This is a genomic window from Streptomyces sp. CGMCC 4.7035, assembly GCF_031583065.1.
Classification (GTDB): Bacteria; Actinomycetota; Actinomycetes; order Streptomycetales; family Streptomycetaceae; genus Streptomyces; species Streptomyces yaanensis.
Genome location: NZ_CP134053.1, coordinates 901893 through 923930, shown reverse-complemented (window position 1 = coordinate 923930; position 22038 = coordinate 901893). Strand labels below are relative to the sequence as shown.

Annotated in this window: 35 protein-coding genes; 4 read left to right on the top strand and 31 right to left on the bottom strand. The window is 67.6% G+C overall.

The annotated features are described in order from the left end of the window. The first annotated feature begins 167 nt into the window (after positions 1-167). Positions 168-1049: a hypothetical protein gene (locus Q2K21_RS03655; RefSeq protein WP_310765025.1), complete on the top strand. Its 882-nt coding sequence runs from the start codon at positions 168-170 to the stop codon at positions 1047-1049. 123 nt (positions 1050-1172) lie between these two features. Here the strand turns inward: Q2K21_RS03655 and truA are convergent, their stop codons facing one another. The 31 genes from truA to rpsJ all read right to left on the bottom strand — a co-directional run bounded on the left by truA (position 1173) and on the right by rpsJ (position 19154). Then, positions 1173-2027: a tRNA pseudouridine(38-40) synthase TruA gene (gene truA / locus Q2K21_RS03650; protein ID WP_310765023.1), complete on the bottom strand. Its 855-nt coding sequence runs from the start codon at positions 2025-2027 to the stop codon at positions 1173-1175. Positions 2028-2152: 125 nt separating this feature from the next. After that, a complete protein-coding gene (gene rplQ / locus Q2K21_RS03645; protein WP_310765020.1) occupies positions 2153-2668 on the bottom strand; it encodes a 50S ribosomal protein L17 in 516 nt (171 codons plus the stop codon). A gap of 163 nt (positions 2669-2831) precedes the next feature. Beyond that, positions 2832-3854 carry a DNA-directed RNA polymerase subunit alpha gene (locus Q2K21_RS03640; RefSeq protein ID WP_003966937.1) on the bottom strand — a complete coding sequence of 341 codons (1023 nt, stop codon included), beginning with the start codon at positions 3852-3854 and terminating at the stop codon, positions 2832-2834. 152 nt (positions 3855-4006) lie between these two features. Then, the gene (gene rpsK, locus Q2K21_RS03635) at positions 4007-4411 is read right to left on the bottom strand and encodes a 30S ribosomal protein S11 (protein ID WP_003956432.1); all 405 of its coding nucleotides are present in this window, start codon (positions 4409-4411) and stop codon (positions 4007-4009) included. 65 nt (positions 4412-4476) lie between these two features. Continuing rightward, a complete protein-coding gene (gene rpsM / locus Q2K21_RS03630) occupies positions 4477-4857 on the bottom strand; it encodes a 30S ribosomal protein S13 (protein WP_310764970.1) in 381 nt (126 codons plus the stop codon). Positions 4858-5047: 190 nt separating this feature from the next. Further along, on the bottom strand, positions 5048-5161 hold the full coding sequence (gene rpmJ, locus Q2K21_RS03625) for a 50S ribosomal protein L36 (RefSeq protein WP_003998809.1): 114 nt from the start codon (positions 5159-5161) through the stop codon (positions 5048-5050). Between the two features lie 82 nt (positions 5162-5243). Further along, a complete protein-coding gene (gene infA / locus Q2K21_RS03620) occupies positions 5244-5465 on the bottom strand; it encodes a translation initiation factor IF-1 (RefSeq protein ID WP_003948620.1) in 222 nt (73 codons plus the stop codon). A gap of 333 nt (positions 5466-5798) precedes the next feature. Next, a complete protein-coding gene (gene map, locus Q2K21_RS03615) occupies positions 5799-6635 on the bottom strand; it encodes a type I methionyl aminopeptidase (protein ID WP_310764910.1) in 837 nt (278 codons plus the stop codon). A gap of 144 nt (positions 6636-6779) precedes the next feature. Beyond that, a complete protein-coding gene (locus Q2K21_RS03610; protein WP_310764908.1) occupies positions 6780-7445 on the bottom strand; it encodes an adenylate kinase in 666 nt (221 codons plus the stop codon). Next, on the bottom strand, positions 7445-8770 hold the full coding sequence (gene secY / locus Q2K21_RS03605; protein ID WP_310764906.1) for a preprotein translocase subunit SecY: 1326 nt from the start codon (positions 8768-8770) through the stop codon (positions 7445-7447). Before secY ends, Q2K21_RS03610 begins: the two co-directional genes overlap by 1 nt. Before the next feature lie 243 nt (positions 8771-9013). Next, a complete protein-coding gene (rplO, locus tag Q2K21_RS03600; protein WP_023547373.1) occupies positions 9014-9469 on the bottom strand; it encodes a 50S ribosomal protein L15 in 456 nt (151 codons plus the stop codon). A 2-nt stretch (positions 9470-9471) separates the two neighbouring features. Then, on the bottom strand, positions 9472-9654 hold the full coding sequence (gene rpmD / locus Q2K21_RS03595) for a 50S ribosomal protein L30 (protein ID WP_003974250.1): 183 nt from the start codon (positions 9652-9654) through the stop codon (positions 9472-9474). Between the two features lie 2 nt (positions 9655-9656). Continuing rightward, positions 9657-10262, bottom strand: a complete 606-nt coding sequence (gene rpsE / locus Q2K21_RS03590; RefSeq protein WP_009190144.1) for a 30S ribosomal protein S5 — start codon at positions 10260-10262, stop codon at positions 9657-9659. A 35-nt stretch (positions 10263-10297) separates the two neighbouring features. After that, positions 10298-10681, bottom strand: coding sequence for a 50S ribosomal protein L18 (gene rplR / locus Q2K21_RS03585; protein ID WP_310764890.1), 384 nt, complete (start codon positions 10679-10681; stop codon positions 10298-10300). A gap of 3 nt (positions 10682-10684) precedes the next feature. After that, positions 10685-11224 carry a 50S ribosomal protein L6 gene (gene rplF, locus Q2K21_RS03580; protein WP_310764887.1) on the bottom strand — a complete coding sequence of 180 codons (540 nt, stop codon included), beginning with the start codon at positions 11222-11224 and terminating at the stop codon, positions 10685-10687. 24 nt (positions 11225-11248) lie between these two features. Continuing rightward, positions 11249-11647 (bottom strand): 30S ribosomal protein S8, encoded by a 399-nt coding sequence (rpsH, locus tag Q2K21_RS03575; protein ID WP_007384075.1) that lies wholly within the window; start codon positions 11645-11647, stop codon positions 11249-11251. Positions 11648-11856: 209 nt separating this feature from the next. Next, positions 11857-12042, bottom strand: a complete 186-nt coding sequence (locus tag Q2K21_RS03570) for a type Z 30S ribosomal protein S14 (RefSeq protein WP_003948630.1) — start codon at positions 12040-12042, stop codon at positions 11857-11859. Positions 12043-12047: 5 nt separating this feature from the next. Beyond that, complete coding sequence (gene rplE / locus Q2K21_RS03565) at positions 12048-12605, bottom strand: 50S ribosomal protein L5 (RefSeq protein WP_093499638.1); 558 nt, start codon at positions 12603-12605, stop codon at positions 12048-12050. Next, positions 12605-12928 carry a 50S ribosomal protein L24 gene (gene rplX, locus Q2K21_RS03560; RefSeq protein WP_310764877.1) on the bottom strand — a complete coding sequence of 108 codons (324 nt, stop codon included), beginning with the start codon at positions 12926-12928 and terminating at the stop codon, positions 12605-12607. The genes rplE and rplX overlap by 1 nt, the downstream gene beginning before the upstream one ends. A 2-nt stretch (positions 12929-12930) precedes the next feature. After that, the gene (gene rplN, locus Q2K21_RS03555; RefSeq protein ID WP_003998823.1) at positions 12931-13299 is read right to left on the bottom strand and encodes a 50S ribosomal protein L14; all 369 of its coding nucleotides are present in this window, start codon (positions 13297-13299) and stop codon (positions 12931-12933) included. A gap of 487 nt (positions 13300-13786) precedes the next feature. Next, complete coding sequence (gene rpsQ / locus Q2K21_RS03550; protein WP_004984524.1) at positions 13787-14071, bottom strand: 30S ribosomal protein S17; 285 nt, start codon at positions 14069-14071, stop codon at positions 13787-13789. Continuing rightward, positions 14071-14295, bottom strand: coding sequence for a 50S ribosomal protein L29 (gene rpmC / locus Q2K21_RS03545; RefSeq protein WP_055632347.1), 225 nt, complete (start codon positions 14293-14295; stop codon positions 14071-14073). Before rpmC ends, rpsQ begins: the two co-directional genes overlap by 1 nt. Then, entirely contained in the window at positions 14295-14714 is a 420-nt protein-coding gene (gene rplP, locus Q2K21_RS03540) for a 50S ribosomal protein L16 (RefSeq protein WP_004927269.1), read from the bottom strand. Before rplP ends, rpmC begins: the two co-directional genes overlap by 1 nt. Before the next feature lie 5 nt (positions 14715-14719). Then, positions 14720-15538, bottom strand: a complete 819-nt coding sequence (gene rpsC / locus Q2K21_RS03535; protein WP_310764848.1) for a 30S ribosomal protein S3 — start codon at positions 15536-15538, stop codon at positions 14720-14722. After that, positions 15538-15885: a 50S ribosomal protein L22 gene (gene rplV, locus Q2K21_RS03530; RefSeq protein ID WP_055536779.1), complete on the bottom strand. Its 348-nt coding sequence runs from the start codon at positions 15883-15885 to the stop codon at positions 15538-15540. The genes rpsC and rplV overlap by 1 nt, the downstream gene beginning before the upstream one ends. Positions 15886-15928: 43 nt before the next feature. Further along, positions 15929-16210, bottom strand: a complete 282-nt coding sequence (gene rpsS / locus Q2K21_RS03525) for a 30S ribosomal protein S19 (RefSeq protein ID WP_086726223.1) — start codon at positions 16208-16210, stop codon at positions 15929-15931. A 12-nt stretch (positions 16211-16222) separates the two neighbouring features. Then, on the bottom strand, positions 16223-17059 hold the full coding sequence (gene rplB, locus Q2K21_RS03520; RefSeq protein WP_310764842.1) for a 50S ribosomal protein L2: 837 nt from the start codon (positions 17057-17059) through the stop codon (positions 16223-16225). A gap of 40 nt (positions 17060-17099) precedes the next feature. Further along, positions 17100-17519 (bottom strand): 50S ribosomal protein L23, encoded by a 420-nt coding sequence (gene rplW, locus Q2K21_RS03515; protein ID WP_310764839.1) that lies wholly within the window; start codon positions 17517-17519, stop codon positions 17100-17102. Next, complete coding sequence (rplD, locus tag Q2K21_RS03510) at positions 17519-18175, bottom strand: 50S ribosomal protein L4 (protein WP_310764837.1); 657 nt, start codon at positions 18173-18175, stop codon at positions 17519-17521. The genes rplW and rplD overlap by 1 nt, the downstream gene beginning before the upstream one ends. 8 nt (positions 18176-18183) lie before the next feature. Continuing rightward, positions 18184-18828, bottom strand: coding sequence for a 50S ribosomal protein L3 (gene rplC, locus Q2K21_RS03505; protein WP_310764835.1), 645 nt, complete (start codon positions 18826-18828; stop codon positions 18184-18186). A gap of 17 nt (positions 18829-18845) precedes the next feature. Beyond that, entirely contained in the window at positions 18846-19154 is a 309-nt protein-coding gene (rpsJ, locus tag Q2K21_RS03500) for a 30S ribosomal protein S10 (RefSeq protein WP_003948644.1), read from the bottom strand. 565 nt (positions 19155-19719) lie between these two features. On the opposite strand from rpsJ, the gene Q2K21_RS03495 reads away from it, so the two are divergent. The 3 genes from Q2K21_RS03495 to Q2K21_RS03485 all read left to right on the top strand — a co-directional run bounded on the left by Q2K21_RS03495 (position 19720) and on the right by Q2K21_RS03485 (position 22035). After that, a complete protein-coding gene (locus Q2K21_RS03495; protein ID WP_310764620.1) occupies positions 19720-20067 on the top strand; it encodes a hypothetical protein in 348 nt (115 codons plus the stop codon). Continuing rightward, positions 20064-20222, top strand: a complete 159-nt coding sequence (locus Q2K21_RS03490) for a hypothetical protein (RefSeq protein ID WP_310764619.1) — start codon at positions 20064-20066, stop codon at positions 20220-20222. Before Q2K21_RS03495 ends, Q2K21_RS03490 begins: the two co-directional genes overlap by 4 nt. A 151-nt stretch (positions 20223-20373) precedes the next feature. After that, positions 20374-22035, top strand: a complete 1662-nt coding sequence (locus Q2K21_RS03485) for an RNA ligase family protein (protein ID WP_310764616.1) — start codon at positions 20374-20376, stop codon at positions 22033-22035. Positions 22036-22038: the final 3 nt, after the last annotated feature.

The window sequence follows — 22038 nt, the reverse complement described above, 5'->3', positions numbered from 1 at the left end:
AGAATAACGGGGGCGGCCGGACGGGTCAAAACGGGGTGGTCCATGCGGGGCGCTGTCGCGTTGGACCTGGACTGCTCCGTTTTGTTGCTGTCCCGCTCACTGTCCTGTCGCTGTCGGGGTTACCGAAGGGGAACATGACAGTCCATGGCCCGTCTAAGATGCGCCGCATGAGTTATGGGCAGGGGGAGCCCCCATGGGATCCCTGGAAACCGAGTTCCCAGCAACCGCCGCAGTGGGGGGACCGGAGCGGTGGTACTCCGGACTGGGCCGCGCTCGCCGAGGCATCCGAGGCGCGTAACAAGCGCCGTCGGCTGCTGCTGATCCTCGGCGGCGCCCTGGCCACGGTCGGCATAGGCGCCGCCGTCGCCGTCGCGGTCGTGTCGGCGAACGGCAGCCCCGGGGCCTCGAACAGGCCCGCCAGCGCGCTGCCCGGCACCGCCGACATACCCAGCGAGAGCGCCACCGCCGTCCCGTCGTTCGCCCCGACCTCGGCCCCTCCCCCGCTGGACCCGATGGACTTCATCTCCAGCGCGAAGAAGGACACGGCCCCGATCAACGCGGACGCGCTGTTCCCCGGCACCCAGCTGACCGAGGGCGCGAACGTCTACAAGAAGGGCCCCACGGCCTCCACGACGAACTGCGCGTCGGCCGTGCAGGGCACGCTGCCCGCGGTGCTCACCAAGAACAACTGCACCCTCGTCGTCCGCGCCACCTACACCACCGGCCGCATCGCGGTGACGGTCGGCGTGGCCGTCTTCGACACCGCGGCCCAGGCGACGAAGGCCAAGCAGCAGACCAACAGCAAGAGCATCATCACGTCGCTGACCGGCAAGGGCGTGCCCACGTTCTGCCGTACGACGGTCTGCCGCTCCACCACCAACTCCTATGGCCGCTACGCGTACTTCACGCTCGGCGGCTTCACCAACGGCAAGGACGTGACGGCCAAGGACGCCAAGGTCTTCACGGCCGGTGACGACCTGGCCGAGTTCGCCTTCCGCCAGATCCGTCGCCGCGGCGAGGCCCAGGCGTCGGCGGCCGCGAACCAGTGACGCACGGCACGGACCCGTGAGGCCCTCCCCCGATGGCCTCGCCCCGACCGTGACCGCGGCGGGCGAGGCCGCCGGCGCGGACACGCCTCGCCCCTGAAGCTCTCCCTCGGCGTGACGGCCGGGTCAGCAGCACCCGGCCCCGGGCAGCGACCGCTTGTTCCGCGCCTCCTTGCTCCGCGCGGCCAGCAGCTCGTCGGCCGGATAGCCGACCTCTTCGAGCGTGAGGCCGTGCGGCCGTACGACGTGCACGGCGGAGTCCCGTACCCGCGCGGCGAGCACCTTCCCGGGCCACTCCGGGCCCCGGTGCCCGTCCCCCACGAACAGCAGCGCCCCGATCAGCGACCGCACCATGTTGTGGCAGAACGCGTCCGCGCGCACCGTGGCGGTGATGATCCCGTCCTCGCCGCAGACGAGGCTCAGCTCCTGGAGCGTACGAATGGTGGTGGCACCCTCGCGCTTCTTGCAGTAAGCGGCGAAGTCGTGCTCGCCGAGGAGGTGCCGGGCGGCCTCGTTCATGGCGTCGACGTCGAGCGGCCAGTCGTGCCACAGCACGTGTTGGCGCAGCAGCGGATCGACACCGCCGGGGTTGTCGGTGACCCGGTACGCGTATCGCCGCCAGACGGCCGAGAACCGGGCGTTGAAGCCGCTGGGCGCCTCTCTGAGGGCCCACACCCGTACGTCCCTGGGCAGGCGCCCGGCGAGCCGCTTGAGCAGCTTCCCACGGTGCTCTCCCCACACCTCCCGGGGCAGATCCACATGGGCGACCTGCCCTCGGGCGTGCACGCCGGCATCGGTGCGCCCGGCGACGGTCAGCTCGTACGTCTCCCCGGATCGCGTGACGGTACGCAGAGCGCCCTCGATCTCCTCCTGCACGGTCCGCCGCCCCCCGGCCTGCTTGGCCCACCCGGAGAACTCGGTCCCGTCGTAGGAAAGGTCAAGGCGTACACGTACGAAACCGGGCTGTACTTCGTCACTCACGTAGAGATCCTCTCAGCAAGCAGCTGCTGCTGCGGCTGTGGGCAGTCGTTCCGCACCCCCACTCGGCGAACGCGAAAGCGGGCCCGCCCCGCAGGGGGCGGACCCGCTCAACGCGAGGACAGGCCTCAGGCGTCCTTGGACTCCTCGGCCGGAGCCTCGGCAGCCTCGTCCGCGGCCGGAGCCGCGTCCTCGACCTTGGTCTCCTCGACCTTGGTCTCCTCGGCCTCCTTGACCGCACGCTTGGTGGCGGCCTCGGCCTCACCCACGGCCTTCTGCTGCACCGTCAGCGCCTCGACCAGCTCGATGACAGCCATGGGCGCGTTGTCGCCACGGCGGTTACCGATCTTGGTGATGCGGGTGTAGCCACCGGGACGGTTCTCGTAGCGCGGGCCGATCTCGGTGAAGAGCGTGTGGACGACGCTCTTGTCCGTGATGACCTGGAGCACCTGACGGCGGTTGTGAAGGTCGCCCTTCTTCGCCTTGGTGACCAGACGCTCGGCGTACGGGCGCAGGCGGCGGGCCTTCGCCTCGGTGGTGGTGATACGGCCGTGCTCGAACAGCGACTTCGCGAGGTTCGCGAGGAGCAGCTTCTCGTGCGCGGCGCTGCCGCCCAGACGGGCACCCTTGGCGGGCTTCGGCATTGTTCTTCTCCTGTGTGTCTGCCCCGGCCGTGTCAGGTACCGGGGTCAGTATCCGAGCAGACGGTTGTCTGTCGAAGACCCCGCGCCCCGTAAGGGGCGCGGGGAACTGCGCGACCAGTCACAACGGTCCCGCAGCCAAGCAACAGCAGTCGGTCCCGAGCCCTTAGTACTGCTCGGTCTCGACGAACCCGGCGTCCGCGTCGTCGTCCGCACCAAAGGCGTCCGCGGCGGCGGTCGGGTCGAATCCGGGCGGGCTGTCCTTCAGGGCCAGGCCCATGCCGGCCAGCTTCGCCTTGACCTCGTCGATGGACTTCGCACCGAAGTTGCGGATGTCCAGGAGGTCGGCCTCGGAGCGGGCCACGAGCTCACCCACGGAGTGGATGCCCTCGCGCTTGAGGCAGTTGTAGGAGCGGACCGTGAGCTCCAGCTCCTCGATCGGCAGCGCCAGGTCGGCGGCGAGGGCGGCGTCCGTCGGGGACGGGCCCATGTCGATGCCCTCGGCGTCGATGTTGAGCTCGCGCGCCAGACCGAACAGCTCCACCAGGGTCTTACCGGCGGACGCCATGGCGTCACGCGGACGCATGGCCTGCTTGGTCTCGACGTCGACGATCAGCTTGTCGAAGTCGGTGCGCTGCTCGACACGGGTCGCCTCGACCTTGTAGGTGACCTTGAGAACCGGCGAGTAGATGGAGTCGACCGGAATACGGCCGATCTCCTGGCCCACCTGCTTGTTCTGCACGGCGGAGACGTAACCGCGACCGCGCTCGACGGTCAGCTCCATCTCCAGCTTGCCCTTGCCGTTGAGCGTGGCGAGGACGAGGTCGGGGTTGTGCACCTCGACACCGGCCGGGGGCGCGATGTCGGCGGCGGTGACCAGACCCGGGCCCTGCTTGCGCAGGTACATCACGACCGGCTCGTCGTGCTCCGAGGAGACGACCAGCTGCTTGATGTTGAGGATCAGGTCGGTGACGTCCTCCTTGACGCCCGGCACGGTGGTGAACTCGTGCAGGACACCGTCGATGCGGATGCTGGTGACAGCAGCGCCGGGGATCGACGACAGGAGGGTACGGCGGAGGGAGTTGCCGAGGGTGTAGCCGAAGCCCGGCTCCAGCGGCTCGATCACGAACCGGGAGCGGAACTCGTCGACGACCTCTTCGGTCAACGAGGGACGCTGAGCGATCAGCATGTGTGGATCAGATCCTTCTTTCGTGGACGCCCGCTATTTGACGTCCGACGGAAACCGCACCCGTGAGAAGTGCGGGTACTGCAAGGGTACGGGCGATACGGCTCCTTTACGGTGCCGTATCGCCCGAAAACCCGAGACCTACCGGCCGTGCGTCAGACGCGACGGCGCTTCGGCGGGCGGCAGCCGTTGTGCGGGGTCGGGGTGACGTCCTGGATGGAGCCGACCTCGAGACCGGTCGCCTGGAGCGAACGGATGGCGGTCTCACGACCGGAACCCGGGCCCTTGACGAACACGTCGACCTTGCGCATGCCGTGCTCCTGGGCGCGGCGGGCAGCCGACTCGGCGGCCATCTGCGCGGCGAACGGCGTGGACTTCCGGGAGCCCTTGAAGCCGACGTGGCCGGCGGAGGCCCAGGAGATCACGTTGCCGGACGGGTCCGTGATCGAAACGATGGTGTTGTTGAACGTGCTCTTGATGTGCGCGTGGCCGTGAGCGACGTTCTTCTTTTCCTTGCGGCGCACCTTCTTGGCAGCGCCCTGACGACCCTTGGGGGGCATCCTTTAACTCCTACGGGAGGTGGTCGGTCCTACAGCGAAGACCGTGGACAGGCGTCCGCTGCGGACTACTTCTTGCCCGGCTTCTTCTTGCCGGCGATGGCGCGACGCGGGCCCTTGCGGGTGCGGGCGTTGGTGCTGGTGCGCTGACCGCGGACGGGCAGACCGCGGCGGTGCCGCAGACCCTGGTAGGTACCGATCTCGACCTTGCGGCGGATGTCGGCCTGGATCTCGCGACGGAGGTCACCCTCGGTCTTGATGTTGTTGTCGACGTACTCGCGGATCGCGACGAGCTGCTCCTCGGAGAGGTCGCGAACGCGGGTGTTCGGGTCGACGCCGGTCGCAGCCAGCGTCTCCTGCGAGAGGGTCCGGCCGATGCCGAACACGTAGGTGAGGGCGATCTCCACGCGCTTTTCGCGCGGGATGTCAACACCGGAAACGCGTGCCATTCAATGGCTCCAGTTGATCTTCGGAGGTCTTCCGCAGAACCGGCTCCCAGCCGCCGTACGAGGTACGAACTGGGTCCCCGGCCTCCGAACCGGGGGTATCAAGCCGTATGGCTTGGGCCCTGCGTATGAACATATTCAGCTTGCGTCGCGCGAATCTCTGCGAATCAGATGCAGAGGGATCGGTCGTGCGTCAGCCCTGGCGCTGCTTGTGGCGCGGGTTCTCGCAGATGACCATGACCCGGCCGTGACGGCGGATCACCCTGCACTTGTCGCAGATCTTCTTGACGCTCGGCTTGACCTTCATGGGATGTGAGGTTCTCCGGGTCAGTGCCACCACCCCGCCGAAGCAGGATGCGCGCCCCACGAACGCGGGGTGCGGGCAAGATCTACTTGTAGCGGTAGACGATCCGGCCACGGGTCAGGTCGTACGGAGACAACTCCACCACGACCCGGTCGTCAGGGAGGATGCGGATGTAGTGCATACGCATCTTGCCGCTGATGTGTGCCAGGACCTGGTGGCCGTTCTGGAGCTCGACCTTGAACATGGCGTTCGGCAGAGACTCGACGACAGTGCCCTCGATCTCGATGGCACCTTGCTTCTTGGCCACGCTTCGCCCTTCGAATCGACTACCTTGATCGACTCCGCGCCCGCATGAGGACATGCGAATACACGAGAGCCGACGAGTCAGTCTACGTCAGGCCTCTCGGAAAGACGAATCGAGAAAGACTGCCCCACGCCGGAGATCGTTATGCGGGGGGCTGTGGGCAATCACGGCTGTGCGCAGTCGCGGCTGTGGGAGTCGTGGCTGTGGGCAGTCGTTCCGCAGGGCGATGGGGGTCCCCCCTGCTCGAGCGAAGCCGAGAGCTTGGGGGAGGGTGGGCACAGCGGAACCCGCAGCCGCGCACGCGGGCAACCCACCCCAGCCGTAGGCGACCAAACGCTACGCCAGCGGATCGGGCGCAGCCGTAACCCCGAACTCCGCCAACTTCGCCTTACCCCCGTCGGGAGACGTCAGCACGAGCGGCCCCTCAGCCATGAGCGCCACCGAGTGCTCCCAGTGCGAGGACCACGTACCGTCCGTCGTGATGACCGTCCAGTCGTCCGACAGGACCTCCGTCCTCGGCGTGCCGAGCGACACCATTGGCTCGATCGCGAGGCAGAAGCCCGGAACCAGCTTCGGGCCCTTGCCCCGCCGCCGGTCGACGTAGTTCAGCAGGTGCGGGTCCATGTGCATCTCGGTGCCGATGCCGTGGCCGCCGTAGTCCTCGATGATCCCGTACCGTCCGCCGCCCGGCTTCGGCTGCCGGCGGATGTAGGTCTCGATCGCGCGCGAGACGTCGACGAGCCGGTTGCCCTGCTTCATCGCCGCGATCCCGGCCCACATGGACTCCTCGGTCACCCGCGACAGCTCGATCAGCTCCGGAGCGTGACCGGACCCCACGAACGCGGTGAAGGCGGCGTCGCCGTGCCAGCCGTCCACGATCGCGCCGGCGTCGATGGAGATGATGTCGCCGTCCTTGAGCACGACCTCGTCGGACGGGATGCCGTGGACGACGACCTCGTTCACCGAAGTGCAGATGGTCGCGGGGAAGCCGCCGTACCCGAGGAAGTTCGACTTCGCCCCGTGCTCCGCGAGGACCTTGCGCGCGACCTCGTCCAGGTCCTTCGTCGTGGCGCCCGGCACGGCCGCCTCGCGGGTGGCCGCGTGCACGGCGGCGACGACCAGCCCCGCCTCACGCATCTTGGCGATCTGCTCGGGGGTCTTGATCTGCACCATGGCGGCTGCGGCCTTTCTGGACCGAAGAGAGTACGGACGTCTTCAACGATACGGGCGTGTCGCACCGCCCAGCGCGGCTCACGGCTCGGCCGCGGTCCCGTCAGGGGACCGCGGCCGAGGAGCGTCGGTGGTGCCGGCCGGCGACTACTTGTGGTCGCCGGTCTTCTGCTGGAGCGCCTCCATCGCGCGCTCGGTGACCTCTTCCACCTTGCCGAGCGCCGAGATCGTGACCACCAGGCCCTGGGCCTTGTAGTAGTCGATGATCGGCTCGGTCTGGGTGTGGTAGACCTCCAGCCGCTTGCGGACGGTCTCCTCGGAGTCGTCGTCCCGCTGGTACAGCTCGCCGCCGCAGACGTCGCAGACGCCCTCCTGCTTCGCGGGCTTGTACGACACGTGGAAGACGTGCGACGAGTCGTTGCGGCAGACGCGGCGGCCCGCGATCCGCTTGACGACCTCGTCCTCGGGGACCTCCAGGTCGAGCACCGCGTCCAGCTTCATGCCCTCGGCCTTGAGCATGTCGTCGAGCGCCTCAGCCTGCGACACGTTGCGCGGGAAGCCGTCGAGCAGGAAGCCGCCGTGCGCGTCGGGCTGCTCCATGCGGTCCTTGGCCATCGCGATGGTGACCTCGTCCGGCACCAGGTTGCCCGCGTCCATGTAGGACTTCGCGAGTTTGCCCAGTTCCGTCTGCTGGCTGATGTTGGCGCGGAACAGGTCGCCCGTGGAGATGTGCGGGATCGACAGGTTCTTGGCGAGGAACGCGGCCTGCGTTCCCTTGCCCGCACCGGGCGGCCCGACGAGGACGATTCGCATCAGCGGAGGAACCCTTCGTAATTGCGCTGCTGGAGCTGGCTCTCGATCTGCTTCACCGTCTCGAGGCCGACACCCACGATGATCAGGATGCTGGTGCCACCGAACGGGAAGTTCTGGCTTGCCCCGAAGCCAACCAACGCCATTGTCGGTACGAGAGCGATCAGACCCAGGTACAGCGATCCCGGCCAGGTGACTCGATTGAGTACGTACGACAGGTACTCGGCGGTCGGTCGGCCAGCCCGGATGCCCGGGATGAAGCCACCATACTTCTTCATGTTGTCGGCGACTTCCTCGGGGTTGAAGGAGATCGCCACGTAGAAGAACGCGAAGAACACGATGAGCAAGAAGTACAGAGAGATGTAGATCGGGCTGGGCGTCGATCCGGAGCTGTTGACCAGGTTCCTCTGGACCCAGGTCTTCCAACCGGAGTTGCCGCCCGCGAACTGCGCGATCAGCGCTGGAATGTAGAGCAGCGACGAGGCGAAGATGACAGGAATCACACCCGCCTGGTTCACCTTGAGAGGGATGTAGGTGGACGTACCGCCGTAGGAGCGGCGTCCGATCATGCGCTTGGCGTACTGCACGGGGATACGGCGCTGGGCCTGCTCGACGAGGACCACCAGGCCGACCATGACCAGGCCGACGAGGATCACCGTGCCGAACTCGATCCAGCCGCCGGCCAGGTCGCCCGACTGCTTGACGGCCCACAGCGCGGACGGGAAGGTCGCGGCGATCGACATGAACATCAGGATCGACATGCCGTTGCCGATGCCGCGGTCGGTGATCAGCTCACCGAGCCACATGACGACGGCCGTACCGGCGGTCATGCAGATGACCATCGTGATGGTGCTGAAGATCGACTGGTCCGGGACGATCGAGGTCGCCACCGGGCAGCCGGAGAACAGGGCGCCACTGCGGGCGGTGGCCACCAGGCCGGTGCCCTGGAGGATCGCCAGCGCCACGGTGAGGTAACGGGTGTACTGCGTGATCTTCGCCGTACCCGCCTGGCCCTCCTTCTTCAGGGCCTCCAGGCGCGGGATGACCACGGTCAGCAGCTGAAGAATGATGCTCGCCGTGATGTACGGCATGATGCCCAGCGCGAAGATGGTGATCTGCAGCAGCGCGCCACCACTGAACATGTTGACCAGACCGAACAGGCCCTGGTTGCCCTTGGCCACGTCGATACAGGTCTGGACGTTCTTGTAGTCGACGCCCGGGATCGGAATGTGCGTACCGACGCGGTACACCACGATGATGCCGATCGTGAAGAGCAGCTTCTTGCGCAGGTCGGGCGTCCTGAACGCCCGGGCGAACGCGGTGAGCACGGTGCCTCCTGCGACCCCCGCGCAACTGCGTCAAGGGTGATGGTCTTGAGATTCCGACTGACAACGACATACGTAACGGTCAACTGCCGCCCGGAGTGCCCGTACCGCGGCACCCTGTGAAAGTTGGCAGTGCAGGCCACCTTACCGGCGGGACCGCCCCCCTTGGAACGACCGACCGGGGATACCCCATTTGTGGGGTATCCCCGGTCGGGATCGTTCAAGTCATCGAGACGCCTGAATGGCTCAGACGAGCTCGGTGACGGTACCGCCGGCGGCGGTGATCTTCTCCTTGGCGGAGCCGGAGACGGCGTCGACCGTCACCTGCAGCGCCACGGAGATCTCGCCCTGGCCGAGGACCTTGACGAGGCTGTTCTTGCGAACGGCACCCTTGGCCACCAGACCCTCGACGGTGACCTCGCCACCCTCGGGGTAGAGCGCGGCCAGCTTGTCGAGGTTCACGACCTGGAACTCGGTCTTGAACGGGTTCTTGAAGCCCTTCAGCTTCGGGAGGCGCATGTGGAGCGGCATCTGGCCACCCTCGAAGCGCTCCGGAACCTGGTAACGAGCCTTCGTACCCTTGGTACCACGACCGGCCGTCTTACCCTTCGACGCCTCACCACGACCGACACGGGTCTTGGCGGTCTTGGCGCCCGGGGCGGGACGGAGGTTGTGGATCTTCAGCGGGTTCTGCTCCGCCATGATCAGTCGACCTCCTCGACCGTCACGAGGTGGCGGACGGTGTGCACCATGCCGCGGAACTCGGGGCGGTCCTCCTTGACGACCTGCGTGTTGATGCCCTTGAGACCAAGGGAGCGCAGGGTGTCACGGTGGTTCTGCTTGCTGCCGATGTAGGACTTGACCTGCGTGATCTTGAGCTGCGCCATGATTACGCACCCGCCCCGGCACGCGCACGCAGCAGAGCCGCGGGAGCGACGTCCTCGAGCGGCAGACCACGGCGGGCCGCGATCTCCTCGGGACGCTGCAGACCCTTCAGGGCCTCCACGGTCGCGTGCACGATGTTGATCGCGTTGTCGGAGCCGAGCGACTTCGACAGCACGTCGTGGATACCGGCGCACTCGAGCACGGCACGCACCGGACCACCGGCGATAACACCGGTACCCGGGGACGCGGGCTTGAGCAGCACGACGCCGGCAGCCTTCTCACCCTGGATGGGGTGCGGGATGGTGCCCTGGATCCGGGGGACCTTGAAGAAGTGCTTCTTGGCCTCCTCAACGCCCTTGGCGATGGCGGCCGGCACCTCCTTGGCCTTGCCGTAACCGACACCCACGGTGCCGTCACCGTCGCCCACCACGACCAGCGCGGTGAAGCTGAAGCGACGACCACCCTTCACAACCTTGGCGACGCGGTTGATCGCGACGACGCGCTCAACGTACGCGGTCTTCTCGGCAGCAGCTGCGCCGCCGTCACGGCCCTTCCGGTCCCGCCGCTCGCCGCCACCGGCACCGCCACCGCGGCGCTGGGGTCCAGCCATTGGATTACCTCTCTCTTTCCGCTAGCTACAGCGGCTCAGAACTTGAGCCCGGCTTCGCGGGCGGCGTCCGCCAGGGCGGCGATGCGCCCGGCGTACTGGTTGCCACCACGGTCGAACACGACGGCCTCGACACCGGCGGCCTTGGCGCGCTCGGCGACCAGGGCGCCGACCTGCTTGGCCTGCGCGGACTTGTCGGCCTCGCCACCGCGGATCGAGGTGTCCAGCGTGGAAGCCGACGCAAGGGTGTGACCCTTGAGGTCGTCGATCACCTGGGCCACGATGTGGCGGTTGGAGCGGGTCACGACCAGGCGGGGACGCTCCGCGGTACCCGAGATCCGCTTGCGGATCCGGATGTGACGGCGCTTGATCGCGGCGCGCTTGTAGGCGTCGCCCTTGAGGATCTTCTGTCCGTATGCCATGGCTTACTTACCCGCCTTTCCGACCTTGCGGCGGATGACTTCGCCCTCGTACTTGACGCCCTTGGCCTTGTACGGGTCGGGCTTGCGCAGCTTGCGGATGTTGGCCGCAACCTCGCCGACCTTCTGCTTGTCGATGCCCTCGACCGAGAAGCGGGTCGGGGCCTCCACCTTGAAGGTGATGCCCTCGGGCGCCGTGACGGTGATCGGGTGGCTGTAGCCGAGAGCGAACTCGAGGTCCGAGCCCTTGGCGGTCACGCGGTAACCGACACCGCTGATCTCGAGCTTCTTCACGTAACCCTGGGTCACGCCGGTGATCATGTTCGCCACCAGCGTGCGGGACAGGCCGTGCAGGGCCTTGTTCTGACGCTCGTCATTGGGGCGGGTCACCTGAAGGGTGCCGTCCTCGTTCTTGACGATCTCGATCGGCGCGACGACGGTGTGGGTCAGCTCGCCCTTGGGGCCCTTGACCGAAACCGTGCTGCCGTCGATGGTGACGTCCACGCCGGCGGGAACCGTGATGGGGAGCTTGCCAATACGCGACATAGCTGTTTCCTCCGTTCCCTTCCGCTACCAGACGTAGGCGAGGACTTCCCCACCCACGCCCTTCTTGCCGGCCTGCTTGTCGGTGAGGAGCCCGTGGGACGTGGAGATGATCGCCACGCCGAGGCCGCCGAGCACCTTCGGCAGGTTGGTGGACTTCGCGTACACCCGGAGACCGGGCTTGGAGATCCGCTTGATGCCCGCGATGGAGCGCTCACGGTTCGGGCCGAACTTCAGCTCGAGGACGAGGTTCTTGCCGACCTCGGCGTCCTCGACCTTCCAGCCCGTGATGAAGCCCTCCTGCTGGAGGATCTCCGCGATGTGCGACTTGATCTTCGATGCCGGCATCGTCACGGAGTCGTGGTATGCCGAGTTCGCGTTCCGCAGACGCGTAAGCATGTCTGCGATCGGATCAGTCATGGTCATGAATTGGCCTTCGGCCTCTCTCGCCGGGGTTTCCTGGTGCGCCATCCCTCTCCCCGATCCGAGACGGGACGGGTGCGGCGCGGTGGACCTACGGCGTAGTAAGTCGTACGGGCGACAGACGCCCAACCCCGCAAGCCTAAGGCATGCGGGCTGGGCGGTCTGCCGACCCAGATGCTTACCGAGAGTCCGGTATCAACCCAAGTGGGCTGTTACCAGGAGCTCTTGGTCACGCCCGGCAGCTCGCCACGGTGAGCCATCTCACGAAGGCACACGCGGCAGAGGCCGAACTTGCGGTACACGGAGTGCGGGCGGCCACAGCGCTGGCAGCGGGTGTAGCCACGCACACCGAACTTGGGCTTGCGAGCAGCCTTGGCAATCAGAGCCTTCTTCGCCATCTCGCTCACGCCTCCTTGAACGGGAAGCCGAGGTGACGAAGGAGCGCGCGGCCCTCAGCGTCGTTGGTCGCCGTGGTCACCACGGTGATGTCCATACCCCGGGTACGGTCGATCTTGTCCTGGTCGATCTCGTGGAACATGACCTGCTCCGTGAGACCGAAGGTGTAGTTGCCACGGCCGTCGAACTGCTTGGGGGACAGACCACGGAAGTCGCGGATGCGCGGCAGCGCGAGCGACAGGGTGCGGTCCAGGAACTCCCACATGCGGTCGCCACGGAGCGTGACGTGGGCACCGATCGGCTGACCCTCACGCAGCTTGAACTGCGCGATGGACTTGCGGGCCTTGGTGACGGCCGGCTTCTGACCGGTGATGGTGGTCAGGTCGCGGATCGCGCCCTCGATCAGCTTCGAGTCACGGGCGGCGTCGCCGACACCCATGTTGACCACGATCTTGACGAGGCCGGGGATCTGCATGACGTTCTCGTACTTGAACTCGTCACGCAGCTTGCCCGCGATCTCCTCGCGGTACTTCAGCTTCAGACGCGGAGCAGTGGTGGTAGCCATCAGATGTCCTCACCCGTCCGCTTGGCAACGCGGATCTTGTTGCCTTCGTCGTCGAAGCGGTAACCGACACGCGTGACGACCTTGTTGCCGTCCTTCTCCACGACCAGCTGAACGTTGGACACGTGGATCGGGGCCTCGGTGGTCACGATGCCGCCGGCCTGGGAACCGCTGGCGGTCGGGCCGGCCTTGGTGTGCTTCTTGACCCGGTTGACACCCTCGACCAGAACACGGTCCTCGCGGGGGTAGGCCGCGATGACCTTGCCCTGCTTGCCCTTGTCCTTACCGGTGATGACCTGGACCAGGTCGCCCTTCTTGATCTTCATGCTTACAGCACCTCCGGCGCGAGCGAGATGATCTTCATGAACTTCTTCTCGCGCAGCTCACGGCCGACCGGGCCGAAGATGCGGGTGCCGCGAGGGTCGCCGTCGTTCTTCAGAATGACAGCGGCGTTCTCGTCGAAGCGGATGTACGAGCCGTCCGGACGGCGGCGCTCCTTGACGGTGCGAACGATGACCGCCTTGACGACGTCACCCTTCTTCACGTTGCCACCGGGGATCGCGTCCTTGACGGTGGCGACGATGACGTCACCGATGCCCGCGTAGCGGCGACCGGAGCCACCGAGCACACGGATGCAAAGGATCTCCTTCGCACCAGTGTTGTCGGCGACACGCAGTCGCGACTCCTGCTGGATCACGTCTATCTCCTGATCGTCTGCCGGTTCCCTCCGGGTGTTGAACCGGAGAGCCTGGCGGAACTGTCCTGCGGGGATGCTCCGCAGGAATTACTTGCGTCTCTAGAGGCGGAAACCCGTACCGCCGGGGGTGTGCACCGCCCTGGGCCGAAGGCCCGAGGCGGCTCCCCGTCGAGGGCCGCGGGACTTTCGTCCCGTCGCCCGGGGTCCGGGACGCCGGCCGTCCGACCGGGCTCCGCGAGTCTCCTCGCAAAGCCGCCGCCGGACCTGGCGCCGGATCCGTTGCCGGGGCTTCCGCCCGCCCGACCCCGGGGGGGCGGGAGGGCGGTACCTCGGCGGGTCCGGTCACGGGCCGTCCGGCGGGGCTCCGCGAGTCACCTCGCGGGGCTGACGCCCACCCGGCCCCGAGGGGCGGGAGGGCGAAGCCCCCAGCGGGTGCCGGGGCGGAGCCCCGGCCGGGGGTCAGCGGGGGCGCGGAGCCCCCGCTTGATTACTTCGCCTTCTCGAGGATCTCGACGACGCGCCAGCGCTTCGTCGCGGACAGCGGCCGGGTCTCCATGAGGAGGACGCGGTCGCCGACACCCGCGGCGTTCTGCTCGTCGTGCGCCTTGAGCTTGTTCGTACGGCGGATGACCTTGCCGTACAGCGCGTGCTTGACACGGTCCTCGACGGCGACGACGACGGTCTTGTCCATCTTGTCGCTGACGACGAGACCCTCACGGGTCTTGCGGAAGCCGCGCGCCTCAGTGTTCTCAGTCACGTTGTTCTCGCTCATCAGGCGTTCTCCACCGTTTCGATGCCCAGCTCACGCTCGCGCATCAGGGTGTAGATCCGCGCGATGTCCTTGCGGACCGCCTTCAGACGGCCGTGGTTCTCGAGCTGACCGGTCGCCGCCTGGAAGCGGAGGTTGAACAGCTCTTCCTTGGCCTCGCGGAGCTTGCCCAGAAGCTCCTCGTTGCCCAGCTCGCGCAGCTCGGACGCCTTGGTACCGACCGACATCACGCTTCACCTGCCTCGCGCTTGACGATGCGGCACTTCATCGGCAGCTTGTGAGCCGCACGAGTGAGAGCCTCACGCGCAATCTTCTCGTTCGGGTAGGACAGCTCGAACATCACCCGGCCCGGGTGAACGTTCGCGATCCACCACTCCGGCGAACCCTTACCGGAACCCATGCGGGTCTCGGCGGGCTTCTTCGTGAGCGGGCGGTCCGGGTAGATGTTGATCCAGACCTTGCCGCCACGCTTGATGTGGCGGGTCATCGCGATACGGGCCGCCTCGATCTGGCGGTTGGTCACGTACGCCGGCGTGAGGGCCTGAATGCCGTACTCGCCGAACGCGACCGTCGTACCGCCCTTGGCCTGACCACGGCGCTTCGGGTGGTGCTGCTTGCGGTGCTTGACCCTACGGGGGATCAGCATGTCGGTCAGGCCTCCGTTCCGGTGCTCTCAGCCGGAGCGGCGGGGGCCTCGGCCTTGGGGGCCTCGGCGCCGGCAGCCTGCTGCGGCTTGCGACCACGCCGCTCGCCACCACGGCCACCACGGGCCGGGCGGTCGGCGCCACCGCGGGCCGGGCGGTTACCCGCACGGGCGGCAGCGTTCTCGGCGCGGACCTCGGCGATGTTCTTGACATCGCCCTTGTAGATCCAGACCTTCACACCGATGCGGCCGAAGGTCGTCTTGGCCTCGAAGAAGCCGTAGTCCACGTTCGCGCGGAGCGTGTGCAGGGGCACACGGCCCTCGCGGTAGAACTCCGAGCGGGACATCTCGGCGCCGCCGAGGCGGCCACCGCACTGGATCTTGATGCCCTTGGCGCCCGCCTTCATCGCCGACTGCATGCTCTTACGCATGGCGCGGCGGAAGGAGACACGGGAGGAGAGCTGCTCGGCAACGGCCTGGGCCACGAGCTGAGCGTCGACCTCGGGGTTCTTGACCTCGAGGATGTTCAACTGGACCTGCTTGCCCGTGAGCTTCTCGAGGTCGCCGCGGATGCGGTCGGCCTCGGCGCCACGGCGGCCGATGACGATGCCCGGACGAGCGGTGTGGATGTCCACCCGCACGCGGTCACGGGTGCGCTCGATCTCAACCTTCGAGATACCGGCGCGCTCCATGCCGGACGTCATCATCCGACGGATGGCGACGTCTTCCTTGACGTAGTCCTTGTACAGCTTGTCGGCGTACCAACGCGACTTGAAGTCGGTCGTGACACCGAGCCGGAACCCATGCGGGTTTACCTTCTGGCCCATTACCGGGTTCCTTCCTTGCTGCTGACGACCACGGTGATGTGGCTGGTCCGCTTGCGGATCCGGTAGGCACGGCCCTGGGCACGCGGACGGAACCGCTTCAGGGTCGGGCCCTCGTCGACGTACGCCTCGCTGATGAACAGCGAGGTGGCGTCCGTGTGGTCGTAGTTGTGCGCGGCGTTGGCAATGGCGCTGTCGAGCACCTTGCCGACCGGCACGGAGGCTGCCTGCGGAGCGAATCGCAGAACAGCCTGGGCCTCCGTGGCGTCCATGCCACGGATGAGGTCCACCACGCGGCGGGCCTTCATGGGCGTGACGCGGATGTACCGCGCCTGGGCCCTGGCTTCCATGGTTGTCCCTTCAGTTACTTACGTGTCTGAATGCGATCCGCTACTAGCGGCGCTTCGACTTCCGGTCTTCCTTGACGTGACCCCGGAAGGTGCGCGTCGGCGAGAACTCGCCGAGCTTGTGGCCGACCATCGACTCGGTGACGAACACCGGGATGTGGGTCTTGCCGTTGTGCACCGCGATCGTGTGGCCGAGCATGGCCGGGACGATCATCGAGCGACGGGACCAGGTCTTGATGACGTTCTTGGTGCCGGCTTCGTTCTGGACATCCACCTTCTTCATCAGGTGGTCGTCGACGAAGGGCCCCTTCTTCAAGCTACGAGGCATCTCAACCCGTCCTTAGCGCTTCTTGTTCGTCTTGCGGCGGCGGACGATGTACTTGTTGCTCGCCTTCTTGGCGGAACGAGTACGGCCTTCCTTCTTGCCCCACGGGGACACAGGGTGGCGACCACCGGAGGTCCGGCCCTCACCACCACCGTGCGGGTGGTCAACCGGGTTCATGACCACACCACGGACGGTCGGGCGAACGCCCAGCCACCGCTTGCGGCCCGCCTTGCCCCAGTTGATGTTGCTCTGCTCGGCGTTGCCGACCTCACCGACGGTGGCGCGGCAGCGGACGTCGACGAGACGGATCTCGCCGGACGGCATGCGCAGGTGGGCGTAGGCGCCCTCCTTCGCGAGCAGCTGCACGGAGGCACCGGCGGAACGAGCGAACTTGGCACCGCCACCGGGACGGAGCTCGATCGCGTGGATCGTGGTACCGACCGGGATGTTGCGGAGGGCCAGGTTGTTGCCCGGCTTGATGTCGGCCCCGGGACCGTTCTCGACGCGGTCACCCTGCTGGAGGTTGCGCGGGGCGAGGATGTAGCGCTTCTCGCCGTCGGCGTAGTGCAGCAGCGCGATGCGCGCGGTGCGGTTGGGGTCGTACTCGATGTGCGCGACCTTCGCCGGCACGCCGTCCTTGTCGTGACGACGGAAGTCGATCACGCGGTAGGCGCGCTTGTGTCCGCCACCCTGGTGGCGAACGGTCACACGACCGGCGTTGTTACGGCCGCCCTTGCTGTGCAGGGGACGGACCAGCGACTTCTCCGGCGTGGACCGCGTGACCTCGACGAAGTCGGCGACGCTGGCGCCACGACGGCCCGGCGTAGTCGGCTTGTACTTGCGGATTCCCATTTCTCAGTCCTCGTCCGATATCGGACGATCCGGACCGCCCTTAGGCGGTCGGACCGCCGAAGATGTCGATACGGTCGCCCTCGGCGAGGGTCACGATCGCGCGCTTGCTGCCGGCACGCTGACCGAAACCGGTCTTCGTGCGCTTGCGCTTGCCCTGGCGGTTGATCGTGTTGACCCCGGTGACCTTGACCGAGAAGACCGCCTGGACGGCCTGCTTGATCTGGGTCTTGTTGGCGTTCGGGTCGACGATGAACGTGTACTTGTTCTCGTCGAGGAGCGCGTAGCTCTTCTCCGACACGACCGGCTTCAGCAGGACGTCACGGGGGTCCGTGTACGACTTGCTCACCGGGGTGACGACGGTGTTCTTGCCCTCGGTGGCGTGGCGCTTCGCCTTGGCGACGCGCGCGGCCTTGGCGGCCTTGGCCGCCTTGGAGGCGATGCTCGGGTGACGCGTAGCCATCAGGCCTCGCTCCCTTCGGTGTCGTTGGCCTTCGGGCCGGCGACGAAGGACTCGAGAGCGGCCTGGGTGAAGACCACGTCGTCCGAGACGATCACGTCGTACGTGTTCAGCTGGCCCGGCTCCAGGATGTGGACCTGGGGCAGGTTGCGGGCGGACAGCCACGCGGCCTCGTCGGCGCGCTCGACGACCAGGAGCAGGTTCTTGCGCTCCGAGATCTTGCCGAACAGCGTCTTGGCGGCCTTGGTGGAGGGGGTCTCGCCCTCGATCACGCCGGTGACGACGTGGATGCGGTTGTGGCGGGCCCGGTCGGTGAGGGCGTGGCGCAGGGCCGCGGCCTTCATCTTCTTCGGGGTCCGCTGCGAGTAGTCACGCGGCACGGGACCGTGCACGACGCCACCACCGGCGAACTGCGGCGCGCGGGTCGAGCCCTGACGGGCGCGGCCGGTGCCCTTCTGGCGGTACGGCTTGCGGCCACCACCACGGACCTCGGCGCGGGTCTTGGTCTTGTGCGTGCCCTGGCGGGCAGCCGCGTTCTGCGCGACGACGACCTGGTGGATCAGCGGGATGCTGACCTTCTCCACGCCGAAGATCTCCGCGGGGAGTTCGACGCTACCGGTCTTCTCGCCGGCAGGCGAAAGGATGTCAACAGTGCTCATCGGTTACCTCAGGCCCCCTTGGCCGCGGTGCGGACCAGGACGAGGCCGCCGTTCGGACCGGGAACCGCGCCCTTGATGAGCAGCAGACCCTTCTCCGCGTCAACGGCGTGGACGGTCAGGTTCTGGGTGGTGACACGCTCGTTGCCCATGCGACCCGCCATGCGGACGCCCTTGAACACACGGCCCGGGGTGGCGCAGCCACCGATGGAACCGGGCGAGCGGTGCTTGCGCTGAACGCCGTGACCGGCGCCGAGGCCCTTGAAGTTGTGACGCTTCATGACACCGGCGAAGCCCTTGCCCTTGCTCTTGCCGGTGACGTCGACCTTCACGCCGGCCTCGAACACCTCAGCGGTGATCTCCTGGCCGAGCGTGTACTCGGAGGCGTCCGCGGTGCGGATCTCGACGAGGTGACGACGCGGGGTGACGTCGGCCTTGGCGAAGTGACCCTTGAGGGGCTTGTTCACCTTGCGCGGGTCGATCTCGCCGAAGGCGATCTGGACCGACTCGTAGCCGTCGACGTCGTTCGTGCGGACCTGGGTGACGACGTTGGGGCCGGCCTTGACGACGGTGACCGGAACAACACGGTTGTTCTCGTCCCACACCTGCGTCATGCCGAGCTTCTCGCCCAGGATGCCCTTGATCTGCTTAGCCATTCTCAGCTCACCGACCCTCAGAGCTTGATCTCGATGTCGACACCGGCCGGGAGGTCGAGTCGCATCAGAGAGTCAACGGTCTTGGGGGTGGGGTCGAGAATGTCGATCAGGCGCTTGTGCGTGCGCATCTCGAAGTGCTCGCGCGAGTCCTTGTACTTGTGCGGCGACTTGATGACGCAGTACACGTTCTTCTCAGTGGGCAGCGGCACCGGGCCCGCGACCGACGCACCAGTGCGGGTCACCGTCTCGACGATCTTCTTCGCCGAGGAGTCGATGACCTCGTGGTCGTAGGCCTTGAGCCGAATGCGGATCTTCTGTCCCGCCATGGCTACTCCGTAGTCCTGTCTCTTTTAACGCTCTGGAACCCGGCGTTCCAGCCCTTCTCTCCGACCCACGCGGTCGGGCGTGTCGCGCTCCCGCCGACACGGATGTCCCTTGCTCGAACATCCCTAGCGGGTAAGCACGGCCCTTCCGGAACCGCAGACCAGGGGCGAGGGGCCCACCGGGCGCCTGGCCGGTGTCGCACTCACACTTCCCGGAAGATTCCCGTACGTCCGCCCCAGCGCTGCCGTGAGGCAGTTAGGGCGACGAGTACTGTGGGACTCGCTTCCGGTCCTCCCGGCGGGAGGCGCGCAGCATCAACACTCGACCGAGCAACTCGGACAGTCTGCCATACGGAGCGGGGGGCTGGCCAATCGGGCCGTAGAGGTTACCCCCGGAGTGGCGTGGATCAAACCCAGCGACTGCGGGGCGCCTCCGAAGCGATCTCCTCGGCGAAAACGGCCGCTCCCACCTGCGTAACGGTTGACCGGGGAACGCACATCAATGTTCGCGCCCCACCCCGGCCGTCCCGGACGACTAACCTGGCCAGTGCACTCTCGGGAGGACTCCATGAGCACGCAGGCCGACCACGGACACGAGCTGGTGCCGCGCCCCGAGCAGACCCCTGACGCCCTGCGGGCCGCCCTCGCCGTAGTCGATCCCGGGCGCCTGCCGGAGATGCAGCGGACGAAGGACGAGGCGTTCGCCAAGGCCGTGGAGTGGCAGTCCCTCAGCCCGGTGCGGAGCTGGGTCCTGGCCTGGGCCAGGGACATCGAGGTCGCCCGCCGCCCCGACCTCGCCGCCCGACACGCCCGGACCAAGAGCAACCTGGAGCATGAGAACGCGGCCATCGCCCGGGACGCCCTGCGGGAGCTGAGTGGCGTCCTGGACGAGGCCATGAAGGCAGTACGCACTTGAGCTGGACCTGGGAATACGCCTTCGGCGCGGAGGAAGCCGCCCGCACAGCCCCGCCCGCATTCCTCGCCGAGGTGGAACGCAAGGCCGCCGAGGTGGTCAGGGCGGCGGAGGCACCGTACGTGCTCGGCCGAAGTCTCACTCACCTCGGCTGGTGAGCAGCCGGGCCGACCGTGGTCCGTGGGTTCTGCTCCGCCCGCGACATGGCGGGACGGTGCCCGTACGAGCCGCGCGTAATCCGCTCGCCCGCGGCCACCCCGCGCTCCTACGCTGATCAGGTAGGTCGGTTGTCACGGGGGAACGTTCACCATGCGTACGCAGTATCCGCGGACCCGGCATCTGCCCTGGTCCCCCGGCGCGAGTGCCGATGACCTCCGGGTCACCGACCTGGCCGGGCTGCGCGGCCGCGAGGTCGTCGTCACCGAGAAGCTCGACGGCGAGAACACCACGCTGTACTCCGACGGCCTGCACGCCCGCTCGCTCGACTCGGCCCACCACCCCTCCCGCACCTGGGTCAAGGCACTCCAGGCACGCATCGGCCACGCCATACCCGAGGGCTGGCGGGTGTGCGGGGAGAACATGTACGCCCGGCACTCGATCGCGTACGACACCCTGGAGAGCTATTTCTACGGCTTCTCTGTGTGGGACGCCGCCGGCCGCTGCCTGGACTGGGACCGGACGGTGGCGTTTCTGCGCGGGCTCGGCATCCCCGTGCCGCGCGTGCTGTGGCGAGGCGTGTTCGACGAGCGGGCGCTGCGCGCTCTGCGGCTGGATCCCGGGCGGCAGGAGGGATACGTCGTCCGGGTCGTGGCCGGGTTCGGCGCGGAGGAGTTCGGGCAGCGTGTGGCCAAGTGGGTGCGGGCCGGACATGTGCGGACGGACACGCACTGGATGCATGCCGCCGTCGTCGAGAACGGACTCGGAGCGGGGGCCGTGCTGTGGGCGGTGCGTTCGGGTGCGCCTGTCGACGCGGCGGCGCTGGACGCGGCCTTGGGGTTGCCCGGCGAGGGGGATCCGCAGGCCGCCGACCGGTTCGATCCGGCCGCGTGGTCGGGGGACGAGCGGCTCACCGGCGTACTGGCCGCGCTGCTGCACAAGGGTCAACGGGCGCGTCTCGCGGCGCGTCTCGCCGACGTGGTGGGCATGCCGCTCGCCCGCCGTGTCGTCGATCTCGTGGGGCTCAACCCTGCGCTGCACCGGCCGTATCCGGACAAGGACCGGCGGGCCGGCCTGGTGCGGTTGTCCTACGCCGCCGACCTGGGTCTGCTGCACGCGGTCGCCCGGGCCACAGCGGGCACGGACCAGGCACGCGAACAGGTGGAGTGGTCGGCGCTGCACGTCGAGGACATCGGTGGCATGGACGAGGGTGCGCTGCGGGAGGCGTTCGCCGAGCTGCCGGCCGACGCGGCCGTGCGGTGCCGGGCCGAGGCGCGGGAGGCGTACGCGCAGGGGCGGATCGGCGGTGTCGACGAGGCTGTCGCGGCGACCTGGCGCTGGCGGTCCGGCGCCTTCCCGCAACTGATCCAGATGGTCGGCCCGGCAGGCAGCGGCAAGAGCACCTTCGCCCGGGGGCTGTCCGGCGTCGACGCGTACGTCTCCCTGGACGATCTGCGCGAGGCACGCGGCGCACGCGCCGACCAGCGGGCCAACCAGGAGGTCCTGCGCGAGGGGCTCGACCGGCTGGACAGGGCCCTGGCCGCCGGAGGGACCGTGGTGTGGGACGCCACGTCCCTCAACAAGCAGCAGCGCTCGGTCGTGCACGCGATCGCCCACCGCCGCGACGCCCTGACCACGCACGCCGTGGTCCTGGTCGACGAAGACGAACTGATACGGCGCAACGCCCGCCGCGAGCACCCGGTGCCGCCCGAGGTGCTCACCGCCCAGCTGCGCCGCTTCGGCCCGCCGTATCCCGGCGACGCGCATCGCACCTGGTACATCGGGACGAGCGGGACCGTCGAGGAAGAGGTCTGAGGG